Source organism: Rhodococcus sp. NPDC127593 (genome assembly GCF_042671975.1).
GTDB lineage: Bacteria > Actinomycetota > Actinomycetes > Mycobacteriales > Mycobacteriaceae > Rhodococcus_F.
This window is the reverse complement of sequence record NZ_JBHXWI010000043.1, coordinates 16,603-31,331: the sequence shown is the minus strand read 5'-3', so window position 1 is coordinate 31,331 and position 14,729 is coordinate 16,603. Positions and strand designations below refer to the sequence as shown.

At 69.6% G+C, this 14,729-nt stretch carries 15 protein-coding genes; 11 read left to right on the top strand and 4 right to left on the bottom strand.

Translation table 11 applies throughout. The features are described from left to right. From ACFVJ3_RS33430 to ACFVJ3_RS33395, 8 genes are all read left to right on the top strand, one after another. Entirely contained in the window at positions 1-651 is a 651-nt protein-coding gene (locus ACFVJ3_RS33430; protein ID WP_378456137.1) for a potassium-transporting ATPase subunit C, read from the top strand. A 7-nt stretch (positions 652-658) separates the two neighbouring features. Further along, positions 659-3,196, top strand: a complete 2,538-nt coding sequence (locus ACFVJ3_RS33425; protein ID WP_378456136.1) for a DUF4118 domain-containing protein — start codon at positions 659-661, stop codon at positions 3,194-3,196. Next, a complete protein-coding gene (locus tag ACFVJ3_RS33420) occupies positions 3,193-3,873 on the top strand; it encodes a response regulator (RefSeq protein ID WP_005247902.1) in 681 nt (226 codons plus the stop codon). Before ACFVJ3_RS33425 ends, ACFVJ3_RS33420 begins: the two co-directional genes overlap by 4 nt. Positions 3,874-3,969: 96 nt before the next feature. Further along, on the top strand, positions 3,970-4,260 hold the full coding sequence (locus tag ACFVJ3_RS33415) for a DUF1905 domain-containing protein (protein ID WP_378456135.1): 291 nt from the start codon (positions 3,970-3,972) through the stop codon (positions 4,258-4,260). 97 nt (positions 4,261-4,357) lie between these two features. Beyond that, positions 4,358-5,314, top strand: a complete 957-nt coding sequence (locus ACFVJ3_RS33410; RefSeq protein ID WP_378456198.1) for an alpha/beta fold hydrolase — start codon at positions 4,358-4,360, stop codon at positions 5,312-5,314. Between the two features lie 58 nt (positions 5,315-5,372). Then, positions 5,373-6,188: a DNA repair protein RecO gene (gene recO, locus ACFVJ3_RS33405; protein WP_378456134.1), complete on the top strand. Its 816-nt coding sequence runs from the start codon at positions 5,373-5,375 to the stop codon at positions 6,186-6,188. Next, positions 6,154-6,963, top strand: coding sequence for an isoprenyl transferase (locus tag ACFVJ3_RS33400; RefSeq protein ID WP_378456133.1), 810 nt, complete (start codon positions 6,154-6,156; stop codon positions 6,961-6,963). Before recO ends, ACFVJ3_RS33400 begins: the two co-directional genes overlap by 35 nt. Then, the gene (locus ACFVJ3_RS33395; protein WP_073364420.1) at positions 6,960-7,361 is read left to right on the top strand and encodes a hypothetical protein; all 402 of its coding nucleotides are present in this window, start codon (positions 6,960-6,962) and stop codon (positions 7,359-7,361) included. The genes ACFVJ3_RS33400 and ACFVJ3_RS33395 overlap by 4 nt, the downstream gene beginning before the upstream one ends. A 3-nt stretch (positions 7,362-7,364) precedes the next feature. Here the strand turns inward: ACFVJ3_RS33395 and ACFVJ3_RS33390 are convergent, their stop codons facing one another. Further along, positions 7,365-7,790, bottom strand: coding sequence for a Fur family transcriptional regulator (locus ACFVJ3_RS33390; RefSeq protein WP_073364421.1), 426 nt, complete (start codon positions 7,788-7,790; stop codon positions 7,365-7,367). A gap of 5 nt (positions 7,791-7,795) precedes the next feature. After that, entirely contained in the window at positions 7,796-8,140 is a 345-nt protein-coding gene (locus ACFVJ3_RS33385; RefSeq protein WP_016879990.1) for a helix-turn-helix transcriptional regulator, read from the bottom strand. A 223-nt stretch (positions 8,141-8,363) separates the two neighbouring features. Here ACFVJ3_RS33385 and ACFVJ3_RS33380 point away from each other — a divergent pair, with 223 nt between their 5' ends. Further along, the gene (locus ACFVJ3_RS33380; RefSeq protein ID WP_005247885.1) at positions 8,364-9,755 is read left to right on the top strand and encodes a glycine--tRNA ligase; all 1,392 of its coding nucleotides are present in this window, start codon (positions 8,364-8,366) and stop codon (positions 9,753-9,755) included. A 7-nt stretch (positions 9,756-9,762) separates the two neighbouring features. On the opposite strand, the gene ACFVJ3_RS33375 is transcribed toward ACFVJ3_RS33380, so the two are convergent. Continuing rightward, positions 9,763-10,431 carry a hypothetical protein gene (locus ACFVJ3_RS33375; RefSeq protein ID WP_378456132.1) on the bottom strand — a complete coding sequence of 223 codons (669 nt, stop codon included), beginning with the start codon at positions 10,429-10,431 and terminating at the stop codon, positions 9,763-9,765. 161 nt (positions 10,432-10,592) lie between these two features. After that, positions 10,593-12,650: a TPM domain-containing protein gene (locus ACFVJ3_RS33370; RefSeq protein WP_378456131.1), complete on the bottom strand. Its 2,058-nt coding sequence runs from the start codon at positions 12,648-12,650 to the stop codon at positions 10,593-10,595. Between the two features lie 69 nt (positions 12,651-12,719). Here ACFVJ3_RS33370 and ACFVJ3_RS33365 point away from each other — a divergent pair, with 69 nt between their 5' ends. Beyond that, positions 12,720-13,412 (top strand): YdcF family protein, encoded by a 693-nt coding sequence (locus ACFVJ3_RS33365; protein ID WP_378456130.1) that lies wholly within the window; start codon positions 12,720-12,722, stop codon positions 13,410-13,412. 6 nt (positions 13,413-13,418) lie between these two features. Next, positions 13,419-14,717 carry a deoxyguanosinetriphosphate triphosphohydrolase gene (locus ACFVJ3_RS33360; RefSeq protein WP_378456129.1) on the top strand — a complete coding sequence of 433 codons (1,299 nt, stop codon included), beginning with the start codon at positions 13,419-13,421 and terminating at the stop codon, positions 14,715-14,717. The last annotated feature ends 12 nt before the right edge of the window (positions 14,718-14,729 follow it).

Genomic DNA, 14,729 nt, shown 5'->3' with positions numbered 1-14,729 from the left:
ATGCGATTTCTCATCGGTCTGCTCCGGCAGACCTGGGCCGGACTACTCGTCCTGCTCGCACTCACGGCAGTCCTCGGTGTGCTCTATCCCGCCGCCGTGTGGGGGGTGAGCAGGATCGGCGCCGGAGCGGCCGAGGGCTCCCCGATGCGCGACACCACCGGGTGCGTCGTCGGGAGCCGGTGGGTCGGTGTCGACCCGCAGGTGCCGGCGGGGGAGCCGGATCCGTTCTTCCACAACCGGGTCACCGGGTCGGTGGCCGAACAGGATCCGTTCGCGCCGGGCGACCCCGCTACTGCCCTGCCCACCAACCAGGGGCCGAGCAGCGAGATCCTGGCGACGTTCATCGCCGACCGGCGGGCGACGATCGCCGCGCGTGAAGGGGTGGACCCCTCCGCGGTACCGGCGGACGCGGTCACCGGATCCGGCTCGGGCATCGACCCGCACATCAGCCCCGCGTACGCGGCGTTGCAGGTGCCGAGGGTGGCGGCGGTGAACGGCCTCGGCGAGACCCGGGTACGTCAACTGGTAGACGAGAACACCGAGGGAAGACAACTCGGCTTCCTCGGTGAGGAACGGGTGAACGTCCTCGAACTGAATCTGGCCCTCGGCCTGACCGCTCCTGAGTGCACGGCCCCCACCGCTGGTGGATGATGGCGAGGTGAGTGGTACCGGAACCGACGGCGCGCGCCGGGACGTCGAACGCCGACGCGGTGAACTGCGCATCTATCTCGGTGCCGCACCGGGCGTCGGCAAGACGTTCGCGATGCTCGGTGAGGCGCACCGCCGCCGGGAGCGGGGGTGCGACGTGGTCGCGGCCGTGGTGGAGACCCACGGCCGCGACCGCACGGCGGCGCAGCTCGGTGACCTCGAACTGATTCCGCCCAAGCTGATCGCCTACCGGGGCACGCTCGGCCGGGAACTCGACGTCGAGGCGGTGCTGGCCCGCAGGCCGGCGCTGGTCCTCGTCGACGAGCTCGCGCACACGAACACACCGGGCAGCGTCCACGAGAAACGCTGGCAGGACGTGGAGATCCTCCTCGGCTCGGGGATCGACGTCCTCTCGACGCTCAACGTTCAGCACCTCGAAAGCCTCAACGACGTGGTCCAGCGGATCACCGGCGTGGTGCAGCAGGAAACGGTCCCCGACGAGGTGGTGCGCGCCGCCACCCAGGTCGAATTGGTCGACATCACTCCGGAGGCTTTGCGCCGCAGACTGTCCCACGGCAACATCTATGCCGCGGACAAAGTCGACGCGGCGCTGAGCAACTACTTCCGGAAAGGGAACCTCACCGCACTCCGCGAACTCGCCCTGCTGTGGGTGGCCGACCAGGTGGATGCCGCACTCGCGAAATATCGTGCGGAGAACAAGATCACCGACACGTGGGAGGCCCGGGAACGGGTGGTGGTCGCGGTGACCGGCGGTGCGGAATCGGAGACGCTGGTTCGGCGCGCCGGCCGGATCGCGTCGAGATCCAGCGCCGAGCTCATCGTCGTGCACGTGGTGCGCGGCGACGGCCTCGCCGGTGTCTCGGCTCCGGAGATGGGTAAGGTGCGCACGCTCGCCGCGAGCATCGGGGCGAGCCTGCACAGCGTCGTCGGCGACGACGTCCCGACCACGCTGCTCGACTTCGCCCGGACCGCGAACGCCACACAGTTGGTGCTGGGCACGTCGAGACGCTCACGGTGGGCGCGGATCTTCGACGAGGGAATCGGTGCGAGCGTGCTGCACCAGTCCGGGTCGATCGACGTGCACATGGTGACGCACGGCGAGTCCCATCGCCCGCGGCGGTTGTCGCCGGTGGGATCCCGTTCGCGCACGGTGATCGCCTGGATCGCCGCGGTCCTCGTACCGTCGGTGGCCACCGTGGTGATGAGTGCCGTCGACCGGTGGCTCGGATTGGTCGGCGAGGGAGCCCTGTTCTTCATCGTGGTGCTGCTCGTCTCGCTGCTCGGCGGTGTCGCCCCTGCGGCGTTCTCCGCGCTGATCTCGGGTCTGTTCCTCAACTACTTCTTCACGCCGCCGGTGCGCAGCTTCACCATCGCCGAGCCGGACAACTTCATCACCACGGTCGTGCTGCTCGTGGTCGCGGTCGCCGTCGCGGTCCTGGTCGACGCGGCCGCCAAGCGGTCACGGGAAGCGCGCCGGGCGTCGCAGGAAGCCGAGTTGCTGGCGCTGTTCGCCGGATCGGTACTGCGCGGTGCCGACCTCGACACCCTGCTCGAGAAGGTGCGCGAGACCTACGGCCAGGATTCGGTCAGCGTGCTGCACCGGGACCTCGGTCCGGTGGGGTCCGTCGGGCAGCACCCACCGGTGAGCGTCGACGACGCCGACACCGTCTGCGAGGTGGGGGAGGGGGAATACGCGCTCGCACTGCGCGGCAGCGAACTGCACGCCCGGGACCGTCGCGTGCTGCTCGCCGTCGCCAACCAGGCAGTGGGCATGATCCGCCAGACCGAGCTCGCGCAGGAGGCGGGGCAGGCGCAGGCCCTGGCCGAGGCCGACCGGCTGCGGCGGTCGTTGCTGTCCGCCGTCAGCCACGACCTCCGGACCCCGCTGGCCGCGGTCAAGGCCGCCGCGTCCAGCCTGCGTAGCGACGACGTCGACTTCTCCCCGGAGGACACCGCCGAACTGCTCGCGACCATCGAGGAATCGGCCGACGTCCTCACCTCTCTCGTCGGCAACCTGCTCGACTCCTCCCGGCTCGCGGCGGGAGTGGTGACCCCGACGCTGCGGCCGGTGTATCTCGACGAGGTGGTGCACCGGGCGCTGGTGGGTCTGGGAATCGGCGGCCGGACCGGGACCCGGGCCCGGGAAAGGGTGGAAGTCGACGTCGGGGCGGTCACAGCGATGGCGGATTCGGGCCTGCTCGAGCGGGTGCTCGCGAATCTGATCGACAACGCACTCCGCTACGGTGAGGACTCCGTGATCCGGGTCGGTGCCGCGGCGGTGGGAGACCGCGCTGTCGTCACCGTCGCTGACACCGGGCCGGGAATTCCGCGTGGGCGGGCAGACGAGATGTTCGCCCCGTTCCAGCGACTGGGGGACCGCGACACGACCACGGGAGTCGGGCTCGGGCTGTCCGTCGTCCGCGGATTCGTCGACGCGATGGGCGGGACCATCAGCGCCACCGACACCCCCGGCGGTGGTCTGACGATGGTGGTGGAACTGGCCGGGGCGGGAGGGGAGCATCCATGACGAGAGTTCTCGTCGTCGACGACGAACCGCAGATTCTCCGCGCCCTGCGGATCAATCTGAGTGTGCGCGGATACGACGTGGTGACGGCCGCGTCCGGGGCCGCCGCCCTGCGCGCCGCGGCCGAGCGACCGCCGGACGTGATCGTGCTCGACCTCGGGCTACCCGACATGGACGGGACCGAAGTGCTCGCCGGCCTCCGCGGGTGGTGCCCCGCACCGGTGATCGTGCTGTCCGCGCGGACCGACTCCGCGGACAAGGTGGAGGCCCTCGACGCCGGCGCCGACGACTACGTCACCAAGCCGTTCGGGATGGACGAGTTCCTGGCCCGGGTGCGTGCGGCCGCCCGCCGGGCGACAACGGCCGTCGACACGAGTGAACCTGTGGTGGAGACGGATTCGTTCACGGTCGACCTGGCGGCGAAGACGGTGCGGCGGGCGGGGGCCGAGGTGCACCTGACGCCGACCGAGTGGGGGATGCTCGAGATGCTCGTGCGGAACAAGGGCAAGCTGGTGGGGCAGAAGGAACTGCTGCGGGAGGTGTGGGGCCCGGCGTACGCCACCGAGACCCACTACCTGCGGGTGTATCTGGCGCAGCTGAGACGCAAACTCGAGGACGACCCGTCCCATCCGCGTCACCTCATCACCGAGGCCGGGATGGGGTACCGGTTCCAGGTGTGACCGGGGGAGGTGATCCTGCTCACGACCGATGATTCCGGCCCGCTCCGGGAGTCCTACCTTCGACCGCAGCATCACACTCGACCGGAGGAGCCACGAATGCCGGCACCGAAGACCCCACAACCGCTCGCGCACACCTTTACGGCGCCGATCCAGAAGGACGGGGCGTTCGCGACGTACGTGACCGTGCCGGACTCCGCCGAGCTTCTCGGAACGAGGCGGCCGGTGAAGGTTGGCGGGACGATCGACGGCCACCCGTTCACTGCCACCCTGATGCCCTCGGGTGATGGTCCGCACTGGCTTCCCCTGAAGATCGCACTGTGCAAGCTGATCGGTAAGGACGGTGCCGGAGTGGAGGTGACGGTGCACCTCGAGCAGCGTTTCAGCTGACGTGGGCGGCGTCCGGGGTTTGATCCGGTGAGAGCGGGGTACGGATCACCCGGAAGCGGTCTGCGTTTCCGGACGGGTTTCGAGGTGCGTCGTGCCGATGTGGCCGCGATTGTCGGGGTGGCTCACGACTCTGGGGGTCGTGGTGCTCGTCGCCGCGTGCGGAACGGGCGACGACGGCAATACGAGCGAGAATTTCGCCGGCACCGTCGACGTCGGCGGGGGCCGGAACATCTATCTCGAGTGTGCGGGCACAGGCACACCGACCGTCGTGTTCGTCTCCGGTCTCCGGTTCGGTGCCGATCAGTGGACGACGACGGCCGATCCGGCGAGCACCTCGGCCTTCGACGGAGTCGCCGAGTTCACGCGGGTCTGCTCGTATGATCGGCCGGGAGTCGTGCTGGGCGGGGACGCTTTGAGCCGCAGCGACCCGGTCCCGCAGCCGATCACCACCGCGGACGCGGTCGCCGACCTCCAGTCGCTGCTGGGCGCCGCGGATGAGGTCGGGTCCGGTCCCTATGTTCTGGCCGCCCACTCCTACGGCGGTCAGATCGCGAGACTCTTCGCCGGTACCCATCCCGACGAGGTGGCGGGCCTGGTGCTGATCGACGCGCAGTCGGAGGAGTTGCAGACACTCCTGCCCCCGGAGCAGTTCCAGGAGTTCCTGCGGCTCAACACCCCGCAGCAGGACAGTCTCGACGAATACCCGGACCTCGAGCGCGTCGACTTCGTCCGCAGTTTCGACGAGATCCGCGCCGCCGAACCGATCCGGCCCCAGCCGCTCGTCGTCCTCTCCGCCGACCGCTCGGTGGCGCCGCAGATCGCGGAGGGCATCGCGAACGGAAGTCTCCCCGCCGACATCCATCCCGGCTACGGCCCGGCCCTCGACGCCGTGCAGCCGAAGGCGCAGGAGGATCTGGCCCAACTCGTTCCGGGTGCCACACATGTCACGAACACGAACAGCGGCCACAACATCAACATCGAACAGCCCCAACTCGTCATCGACGGGGTCCGCGACGTCGTCGACGCTGTGCGCGACGGGCGCACCCAGCCTTGACCGTCGCCCGCGGCTCGGCCTGCGGAATGTGGTCGCCTCGACGTGGGAGACTGGACCGGTGAGGTTGTATCGAGACACTGCGGTGGTCCTGCGCCAGCACAAGCTGGGCGAGGCCGACCGTATCGTCACACTCCTCACCCGGCAGCACGGTCTGGTGCGCGCGGTCGCCAAGGGGGTGCGCCGCACGAAGTCCAAGTTCGGTGCCCGGCTCGAGCCGTTCGCGCACATCGACGTGCAGCTCTACCCGGGCCGCAACCTCGACATCGTCACCCAGGTCCAGACCGTCGATGCGTTCGCGACCGACATCGTCGACGACTACTCCCGGTACACGACGGCGTGCGCGATCCTCGAAACCGCCGAGCGGCTCGCCGGTGAGGAACGGGCCCCGGCACCGCAACTGCATCGCCTGACGGTCGGGGCGCTGCGGGCCGTCGCCGAGCACCACCGCCCGTGCGAGCTGATCCTCGACGCCTTCCTGTTGCGGGCCATGGGTTTTGCGGGGTGGGCTCCCGCCCTCGACGACTGCGCGCGGTGCAGCGCACCCGGGCCGCACCGGGCATTCCACGTGGCGGCCGGGGGAGCGGTGTGTGTCCATTGCCGGCCGCCGGGCGCCGCCACGCCGTCACCGGGGGTCCTCGACCTGATGGATGCGCTGTTTCGCGGCGACTGGGCGAGCACGGAGGAAGTGCCCGAGTCGTTGCGGGGGCAGGCCAGCGGTCTCGTCGCGGCGCATCTGCAGTGGCACCTCGAACGGCAACTCCGCACTCTCCCGCTGATCGAACGAGCACGACCGCATGCGGCGGTACGGGTGGAGGATTCGGTCAGGCAGGATGGGGACCGTGATTCGACGACGCGAACCTCGAGCCCCGCATAATTCCGGGGCCGAGCGCCAGATCCGGCCGCCGGACCCGCACCCCTCGGGCGCCCGCCCGCCCGGCCTGCAAACCGAACTCGTTCCCCGGCACATCGCGCTGGTGATGGACGGCAACGGCCGCTGGGCGCAGGAGCGGGGACTTCCCCGGACCGCAGGCCACGAACGCGGCGAGGCCGTGCTGATGGACGCCGTCTGCGGGTGCATCGAGATGGGCGTCGAATGGTTGTCGGCCTATGCGTTCTCCACCGAGAACTGGAAACGCAGCCCCGAGGAGGTCCGCTTCCTGATGGGATTCAACCGCGACGTGATCCGGCGTCGCCGCGACGAGATGCACGAGATGGGGGTGCGCGTGCGGTGGGCGGGTCGCCGTCCCAAGCTGTGGCGCAGCGTCATCAAGGAACTCGAGATCGCCGAGGAGCTGACGAAGCACAACACGGTCATGAACCTGACCATGTGTGTCAACTACGGCGGGCGCGCGGAGATCGCCGACGCGGCGAAGGAGATCGGCAGGCGGGTCGCGGCGGGGCTACTGGACCCGGAGAAGATCACCGAGGCGACCGTGGCCCGGTACCTCGACGAGCCGGACATGCCGGACGTCGACCTGTTCCTCCGGCCGTCCGGCGAGCAGCGTACGTCCAACTTCCTGATCTGGCAGTCGGCCTACGCCGAGATGGTGTACCAGGAGAAGCTGTTTCCTGATTTCGACCGCCGGGACCTGTGGGCGGCGTGTGTCGAGTACGCGTCGCGTGACCGTCGGTTCGGTGGGGTGAAATGACCGTCGACGGGGCGCCCGCGCTGCTCGGACGGGCGGCGGACGCGCTCGAGCACTTCGCCACCGTCGCCCGGGCGGAGGACGGATCGCTGAGTTTCGAGTACGCCGGGGCGCTGTGCTCGATCAGTGCGATGACCCTCACCGAGGGCCTCGATGTGCTGTCGATGACGTGCGTGCTGGCCTGGGATCGCCCGGTCAGCGCGTCGCTGCACAAGAAGGTCGCGGAGCGGAACAGCGCACTGCAGTTCGGTTCGATCGCGGTGTTCGGTCACGGCCGGCTCGCGGACGTCATCCTGCGGTACACGTTCCCGGCGGCCGGGCTCCAGGACGAGGCGCTGACCACGATGCTGCTTCTCGCGTTGAGCGGCGCGGACACCGCCCGGCAGGGACTGATCCCCTGACGCTCACTGCGTCGCGGTGCAGTCCTTGCAGAGACCGAAGATCTCGATGGTGTGGCTGACGTCGGAGAAGCTGTGGGCGTCGGCGATCGACTGCGACCACTGCTCGACGGTCGGTCCCTCGACCTCGACGGTGTAACCGCAGGCACGGCAGACGAGGTGATGGTGATGTCCGGACGAGCAGCGCCGGTACACGGATTCGCCGGTGTCGGTGCGCAGGACGTCGACCGTTCCGGCGTCGGCGAGCGTCTGCAGGGTGCGGTAGACGGTGGTCAGCCCGATGCCCTCGCCGCGCTTGCGGAGTTCGTCGTGCAGTTCCTGCGCCGACCGGAACTCCTCGATGTCGTCGAGGAGCGCGGAGATGGCGCTGCGCTGCTTGGTCGCGCGTACTCCCACGACGACGGGTTTGCGCTGGCCGGTGTTCTGGGTCAAGGCTTCTATCCTTCCTCGGCGTGCGCGACGGCGTCCACGACGATGTGGGCGAGGTGGTCGTCCACCAGGCGGTAGAGGACCTCACGTCCGGTGCGTTCGCCGCGCACGACTCCCGCGGCCTTGAGTACGCGAAGATGCTGGCTGATCAGTGGCTGGGTGACTCCGAGTGCGCCGACGAGTTCGTGCACGCACCGTTCCGATTCGCGGAGCTGGAGGACGATCGCGATCCGGACGGGGGCCGCGAGGGCGCGCAGGATGTCGCCGGCCGCTGCCAGCGTCTCCTTCGACGGCACGGGAGCGGGCGCCGCCGCCTCGAACGGATGCAGATCCCCGGGATCGATGACGCTCACCAGTGATCTCCTTCGGTGTGCCGGACAATGGACGGGACCGTGGCCGCGAGGCCCGTCGGCCCCGGGAGGATCACCCTCACCTTATTGCAAATCGATTCCATTTTGATATGCACGAATACGCATGTCAACCGGGTGGGTGAACCGACTGCGATCGGGCAGATAGGCTGGGCTCCGAAAAGCGCACGTGAACCATGCATCTATTACCCAGATGGAGAGCACCCGAGTGGCACCGAAGTCCAAAGTCGAAACCGTCGTCAATCTCGCCAAGCGTCGTGGCCTGGTCTACCCGTGCGGTGAGATCTACGGAGGCACGAAGTCGGCCTGGGACTACGGCCCCTTGGGTGTCGAGCTCAAGGAGAACATCAAGAAGCAGTGGTGGCGCAACATGGTCACCAGCCGCGAGGACGTCGTCGGCCTCGACTCCTCGGTCATCCTGCCCCGCGAGGTGTGGGTGGCGTCCGGTCACGTCGGCGTGTTCAACGACCCGCTCGTCGAGTGCCTCAACTGTCACAAGCGTCACCGTCAGGACCACCTGCAGGAGGCGTACGCGGAGAAGAAGGGCCTCGACAACCCGGACGACGTCCCGATGGACGTCGTGGGCTGCCCCGACTGCGGCACGGTCGGTCAGTGGACCGAGCCCCGTGACTTCAACATGATGCTCAAGACGTACCTCGGCCCGGTCGAGAGCGAAGAGGGCATGCACTACCTTCGCCCGGAGACGGCGCAGGGCATCTTCGTGAACTTCGCCAACGTGCTCACCACGTCGCGCAAGAAGCCGCCGTTCGGCATCGGCCAGATCGGCAAGAGCTTCCGCAACGAGATCACGCCCGGAAACTTCATCTTCCGCACCCGCGAGTTCGAGCAGATGGAGATGGAATTCTTCGTCAAGCCCGGCGAGGACGAAGAGTGGCACCAGTACTGGATCGACTACCGCATGGACTGGTACACCGGTCTCGGCATCAACAAGGACAACCTGCGCCTGTACGAGCACGCACAGGACAAGCTGTCGCATTACTCCAAGCGCACCGTCGACATCGAGTACCGCTTCCACTTCCAGGGCAGTGAGTGGGGCGAGCTCGAGGGTGTGGCCAACCGCACCGACTTCGACCTGTCGACCCACTCGAAGCACTCGGGCACCGACCTCAACTACTACGACCAGGCCACCGGGGAGCGGTACACGCCGTACGTCATCGAACCGGCAGCCGGTCTCACGCGTTCGCTGATGGCGTTCCTCGTCGACGCGTACACCGAGGACGAGGCGCCGAACGCGAAGGGTGGCGTCGACAAGCGCACCGTTCTGCGTCTGGACCGTCGTCTTGCTCCGGTGAAGGCAGCGGTGTTGCCGCTGTCGCGTAACGCGGACCTGACGCCCAAGGCCAAGGATCTCGCCGCGACGCTCCGTCAGCACTGGAACGTCGAGTTCGACGACGCCGGCGCGATCGGCCGCCGCTACCGCCGTCAGGACGAGATCGGCACCCCGTTCTGCATCACCGTGGACTTCGACACGCTCGAAGACCACGCCGTGACCGTGCGTGAGCGCGACTCCATGGCTCAGGAGCGGGTCGCGCTCGACCAGGTCGAGGGTTACCTGGCGCAGCGCCTCATCGGTTCCTGATCCGCCGTCACCTGCGCGCGTCGCAGGTGGCGGTCAGATAGTTCGTCAGGATTCGCCGGTTCTCCTCGGAGACCGGAATGCGCGAGTATTCCGGTTCCGAGGAGCCGACGGCGATCCACAGCGGAAAGACGAAGGGCTTCTTCGCTTCCGCGAGGGCATGAGGGTCGCAGCGCGCCGCGTCGATCGTGATGTCCACGCTCAGCCGGTCCTCGTCCGCCCGCATGGTGGCGGGCAGTGCGCCGTGCAGCGCGTACAGGACGCTGCCGCCGATCTCGTCCAGCCGGATGTCACCCGACGCCGTTCCCCGGCTCACGACGAGCTGGGCGGGCAGGGGTGCGGTCGGCTCGGGCGGTCCCGCCGCCGGGATCAGTGTCACCGGTACGGCCCGCGCCAGATCCTCTGCGGCGCAGTCGCCGTCGTGGATACGGCCGAGGACGTCGTATGGGGTGGTGAGCGGCACCCGCACCGGTGACGCGCCGGCCACACCGATCAGGGCGTACGCCGGCTCCGGGGGAGTGTCGCAGCGAACCGGGCCGTACTCGGCCTCGACATCGATCCGGTTGCCGGGGCCGAGTTCGACCTCGCGCCGGGTCTCGGGCGCCGCCTCGAAACCGGGACTGTCCAATGCCACGGAGGTCACGGCGACGGGCGCATCGCCGGTGTTCGCTATCCGCACGTGAATCCGCCCGCCCGCCGCGTCGTCCTCCCGGCTGCGATAGGCCTCCGCCGACAGCGGGATCGCGTCGTCCGCGGGCGGGTCCCCGCCCGCGCAGCCCGACAGGGCGCCGCAGGCGGTGGCCGCGACGCAGGCGAGTGCGACGAAGACTGGGGAGGACGTCAGAATCGGCCGCCCCCACTGATCCGGCCGGAGCTGCTCGGCCCGCCGAAGGACCGCGGGCCGCTGCTGCGACCGCCGCCGGAGCCCCGGCTTCCCCAGTTGCCGCCGCCGCTGAAACCGCCGCGCAGGATGCTGTCGATCAGAATGCCGCCGAGGATCGCTCCGGTGGCATTCCCGCCACCGCTTCCGGGCCCGGGGCGCCGGCGGGACTCCCAGCGGCTCACGTCGTTCTGCGCCAGGTGCAGTGCGTCGGCCGCCAGGCCGGCCGCCGCCTGAGCGTGCTGAAGCGCGCGGGAGGCGTCGGTGGCGCGCAGTTGCTGCGCGCCCGCCAGGTGCCGCTGCGCCTCGGTCAGGCGGGTCCGGGCGTCCGCTCCCACCGCGCCGCGTCGGGTGCCGATGAAGTCCGACGCCGCCGTGACCTGCGACTGCGCGGCCATGAGGTCCTGTTCGAGGCGCTGCTGCGCACGCTCGGCCTGCTGCCGGGATTCCTGCGCCTCGGCGCGGACGGTGTCGAGTTCCGCGTCGGCCTTGACGATCTGGGTGAAGCTGCCGAGCGGGTCGGTGTCCGCGGCGGTCCGGGCCGCCGCCAGTGCTGCCTCGGCCGCGGCGCGGGCCGACGCGAGCCGGTCCCCACCCTGCTCGGTGAACTGTCCCGAGGCCGCGATCCCGGCCTCCACGTCGGTGATCGCGGCCGGCAGCGTGGCGATGGCGTGCCGGATGTCCTCCGCGGCGTGGTCGACGGCGTCGAGTAGCGTCCGGGCCTGTTCGAGGGCGCCCTCGGCTCCGCGGATCGCCGACACCGCCGGCCCCTGCTTCCCGGGCGGCAACGCGATCGCGTCCCTGCCGTCGGCCACGGCCCGTTCCGCGAACGCGAGCCGCTCCTCCGCCATCGTCACGTTGTGGGCGACGGAAGCGAGTGCGGCGGCCGGGAATTCGGTCTGCAGGGTGGCGAGGGTCTGCGTGGAATCGGGGATGCGCACGGTCAGCGCGACCATGTCCCGGGTGAGCGCGTCGAGTCGGTCGGGGGCGTTGATCAGCAGGTCCCGGAGCCCGTCGAACTCCTGAACCCTCTCGTTGAGTTCGCGGTCGGCGCGCCCGCACGAGGTGATGATGTCGATGAGCATCTCCCGCTGCTGCCCTGGGGTCTCGGGGATCGCGTCGTCGAGTCGCTGACGGACGGTGAACGCGGCCGCGAGTGTCGCCTTCGCCGTGTCGAACGCCGCCGTGAACGACGCCGTGGCCTGCTCGCCGAACTCGCCGCGGGCCAGTTCGAGTTCCTCCTGGCTCGTGCGCAGCGCGTCGTCGGTCTCGACGAGCACCTCCTTGGCGCGCTCGTCCAGGGTCGGCAGCGGGAGCGCCGTCAGCGCGGCGGTGTCCTCGGGGCTGATGCTGCGCGCCGCCTCGACCCCGGCCCGGGAGCGGTCGTGCTTCTTCTTCCGCGAATACAGCACGACGCCACCCGCACCCACGACGACCACACCTCCGCCGATCAGCAGTGTGCGCACGGACATTCCTTCGCCCGGACTCATCGCGTCGCCAAGGCCGCCTGCCGCGGCGATCGCGCCGCCGGCCCAATCCTCCTCGCGCAGGGCGGGTTCCACCGCATCGACGCGGATCGACTCGGCCTCGTCGCTGGTGATCTCCGACAGTCCGTCCGGTGCGATGAGGGCGTACTCGCGGTCGACGGTCGCGACCGCGAGCAGGGCGTCGCGGTCGCCGAGCGAGGAGGCCTGCGCCGTCTGATCCGCCCACGGACCGGCGCCGAGCCCGTTGAAGTCGGGAACGTACACCACCCACAACCGCACCTTGTGCTCGTCGTAGAGCTGGTCGATCGCGGCCTGGACGTCGCTCTGCTGGTCGGCGTCGAGCACGCCGACGGTGTCCGTGATCTGGCCGGGAAGGCGGAACGGTGCGTCCGCCGACGCGATCGCGGGAGAGAACAGGATTGCCACGAGAGTCAGGAGTGCGGAGACGGCGCCGAGGGCGGCGAACCGCCGAGCACGGGGAAGTCGGGGGCGGGACGACGGCGTCTGCTCGAGGCGCGCTGCGAGTGGCATGGCAGCAAATCTATCGGGTGTGGCGAGTCGTCATCGGGACAGTTCGGCGACAGCTGGCAGAATCAGGGAGTGAATTCTGCACCGAGCCGTGAACGCCACGACCTCCCGCGCCGTTCTGCGCGCCTGGGGTTCGCCGGCACGCTGGCCCGGTGGACCCGCCGGATCATCGCCGGCGTCGTCCTCCTCGCCGCAGCGCTGGTGCTCGGCACCGCGGTCCGGGTGTGGCAGGTCGCGCGGATCGACGACACGTCCGCCGCCGACGCGATCGTCGTGCTCGGCGCCGCCCAGTATTCGGGAACCCCGTCGTCGGTGTTCGAGGCCCGGCTCGAGCAGGCATACAAGCTGTACGAGCGGGGGGTGGCCCCCGAGGTCATCACGGTCGGCGGCAAGCAGGAGGGCGACGAGTACACCGAGGCGGCGTCCGGCAAGAACTATCTGATCTCGCGCGGCGTCCCCGCCGACAGCATCACCGCGGTCGAGGAAGGGTCCGACACCCTGCTCAGCATCGAGGCGGTGAGTGAGGCGATGGGGGAGCAGGGCATCGATTCGGCGGTCCTCGTCAGCGACCCCTGGCATTCGCTGCGGACCCGGACGATGGCACGTGACGCCGGACTCGACGCCTGGACGGCGCCCACCCGGCAGGGGCCCGCCGTGTTCACCCGCGAATCCCAGCTGCACGGAATCGCCCGGGAGACAGGGGCGCTGATCTGGTACCAGCTCACCCACTTCTCGGCCGACTTCCCTTACACGGCGGGACAGTAGACATCGATGACAGCACACACGACACCCCTCGGCGACGTGTACTCCGCGCACGACGTCGCCCGCCGGGTCCGCGAGGCACCGAAACGGGCGGGAATCCCGGGCAGCCAGATCGAGGCCGCGCAACACCGATCCGTCTTCTCCCGCGACCGCGCCCGCGTCCAGCACTCGGCCGCGCTCCGCAGACTCGCCGACAAGACCCAGGTGGTCGGCCCCCGGGACGGCGACACCCCGCGCACGCGGTTGACGCACTCGATCGAGGTGGCGCAGATCGGCCGCGGGATCGCCGACGGTCTCGGCTGCGATCCCGATCTGGTGGACCTCGCCGGCCTCGCGCACGACATCGGTCACCCGCCGTACGGCCACAACGGGGAGAAGGCCCTCGACGAGGTCGCCGAAAGCTGCGGTGGGTTCGAGGGCAACGCCCAGAATCTGCGCATCCTCACGAGCCTCGAACCGAAGGTGCTGTACCCCGACGGAAGCAGTGCCGGGCTCAACCTGACCCGCGCGTCGCTGGACGCGGCGATCAAGTATCCGTGGACCCGGCCGCGACCCGGCGCGAAGTTCGGGGCCTACGACGACGACGCCGACGTGCTCGCGTGGATCCGCGAGGGGGCCCCCGACGGCCACCAGTGTCTCGAAGCGCAGGTCATGGATTGGGCCGACGACGTCGCCTACTCCGTGCACGACGTCGAGGACGGCGTGATCGACGGGCGCATCGATCTGCGTTCGCTGGCCGATCCGGTGGATCAGCGGGCGCTCGCCGAGTTCGGAGCGTCGGAGTTCCCGGGACTCGACGTCGAGGAACTGGTCGAGGCCGCGACGCGGTTGAGCCTTCTGCCCGTCGTCGTCGAGGTGGGCAGCTACGACGGCACGCTCACCAGTTCGGTCGCCCTGAAGAATCTCACCAGTGAACTGGTCGGCCGGTTCGCGACCGCCGCGATCATCGGGACCCGCGACGTCCACGGCGACAAGCCGGTCGCCCGGTACGACGCCGACCTGGTGGTCCCGCCGGTGGTCGCGGCGGAGGTGGCGCTGCTCAAGACGTTCGCACTGAACTACGTGATGTCGGATGCCGGCCACCGGGCACGGCAGGCACGCCAGCGTGACCGCGTCCACCGCGTCGCCGAATGGCTACTCGTGACCGCACCCGCCGGTCTCGACCCCATCCTGGTTCCCGCCTGGAACGCCGCGGCCGACGACCCCGCACGGGTCCGGGTCGTCGTCGACCAGATCGCCTCCTACACCGAGAGCCGGCTCGAACGCGTCGACAAGTCCAGTCTCGGAGCCCAGGCGAGCTGGGGCTGACAAAGCCGGAAG

Bases quoted from the DNA above. Each gene is read 5' to 3' on its own strand.
- ACFVJ3_RS33370 (WP_378456131.1), bottom strand. From the start codon at position 12,650: ATGCCACTCGCAGCGCGCCTCGAGCAGACGCCGTCGTCCCGCCCCCGA.
- ACFVJ3_RS33395 (WP_073364420.1), top strand. From the start codon at position 6,960: ATGACCGTCGACGGGGCGCCCGCGCTGCTCGGACGGGCGGCGGACGCG.
- ACFVJ3_RS33420 (WP_005247902.1), top strand. From the start codon at position 3,193: ATGACGAGAGTTCTCGTCGTCGACGACGAACCGCAGATTCTCCGCGCC.
- ACFVJ3_RS33415 (WP_378456135.1), top strand. From the start codon at position 3,970: ATGCCGGCACCGAAGACCCCACAACCGCTCGCGCACACCTTTACGGCG.
- ACFVJ3_RS33430 (WP_378456137.1), top strand. From the start codon at position 1: ATGCGATTTCTCATCGGTCTGCTCCGGCAGACCTGGGCCGGACTACTC.
- ACFVJ3_RS33410 (WP_378456198.1), top strand. From the start codon at position 4,358: ATGTGGCCGCGATTGTCGGGGTGGCTCACGACTCTGGGGGTCGTGGTG.
- ACFVJ3_RS33360 (WP_378456129.1), top strand. From the start codon at position 13,419: ATGACAGCACACACGACACCCCTCGGCGACGTGTACTCCGCGCACGAC.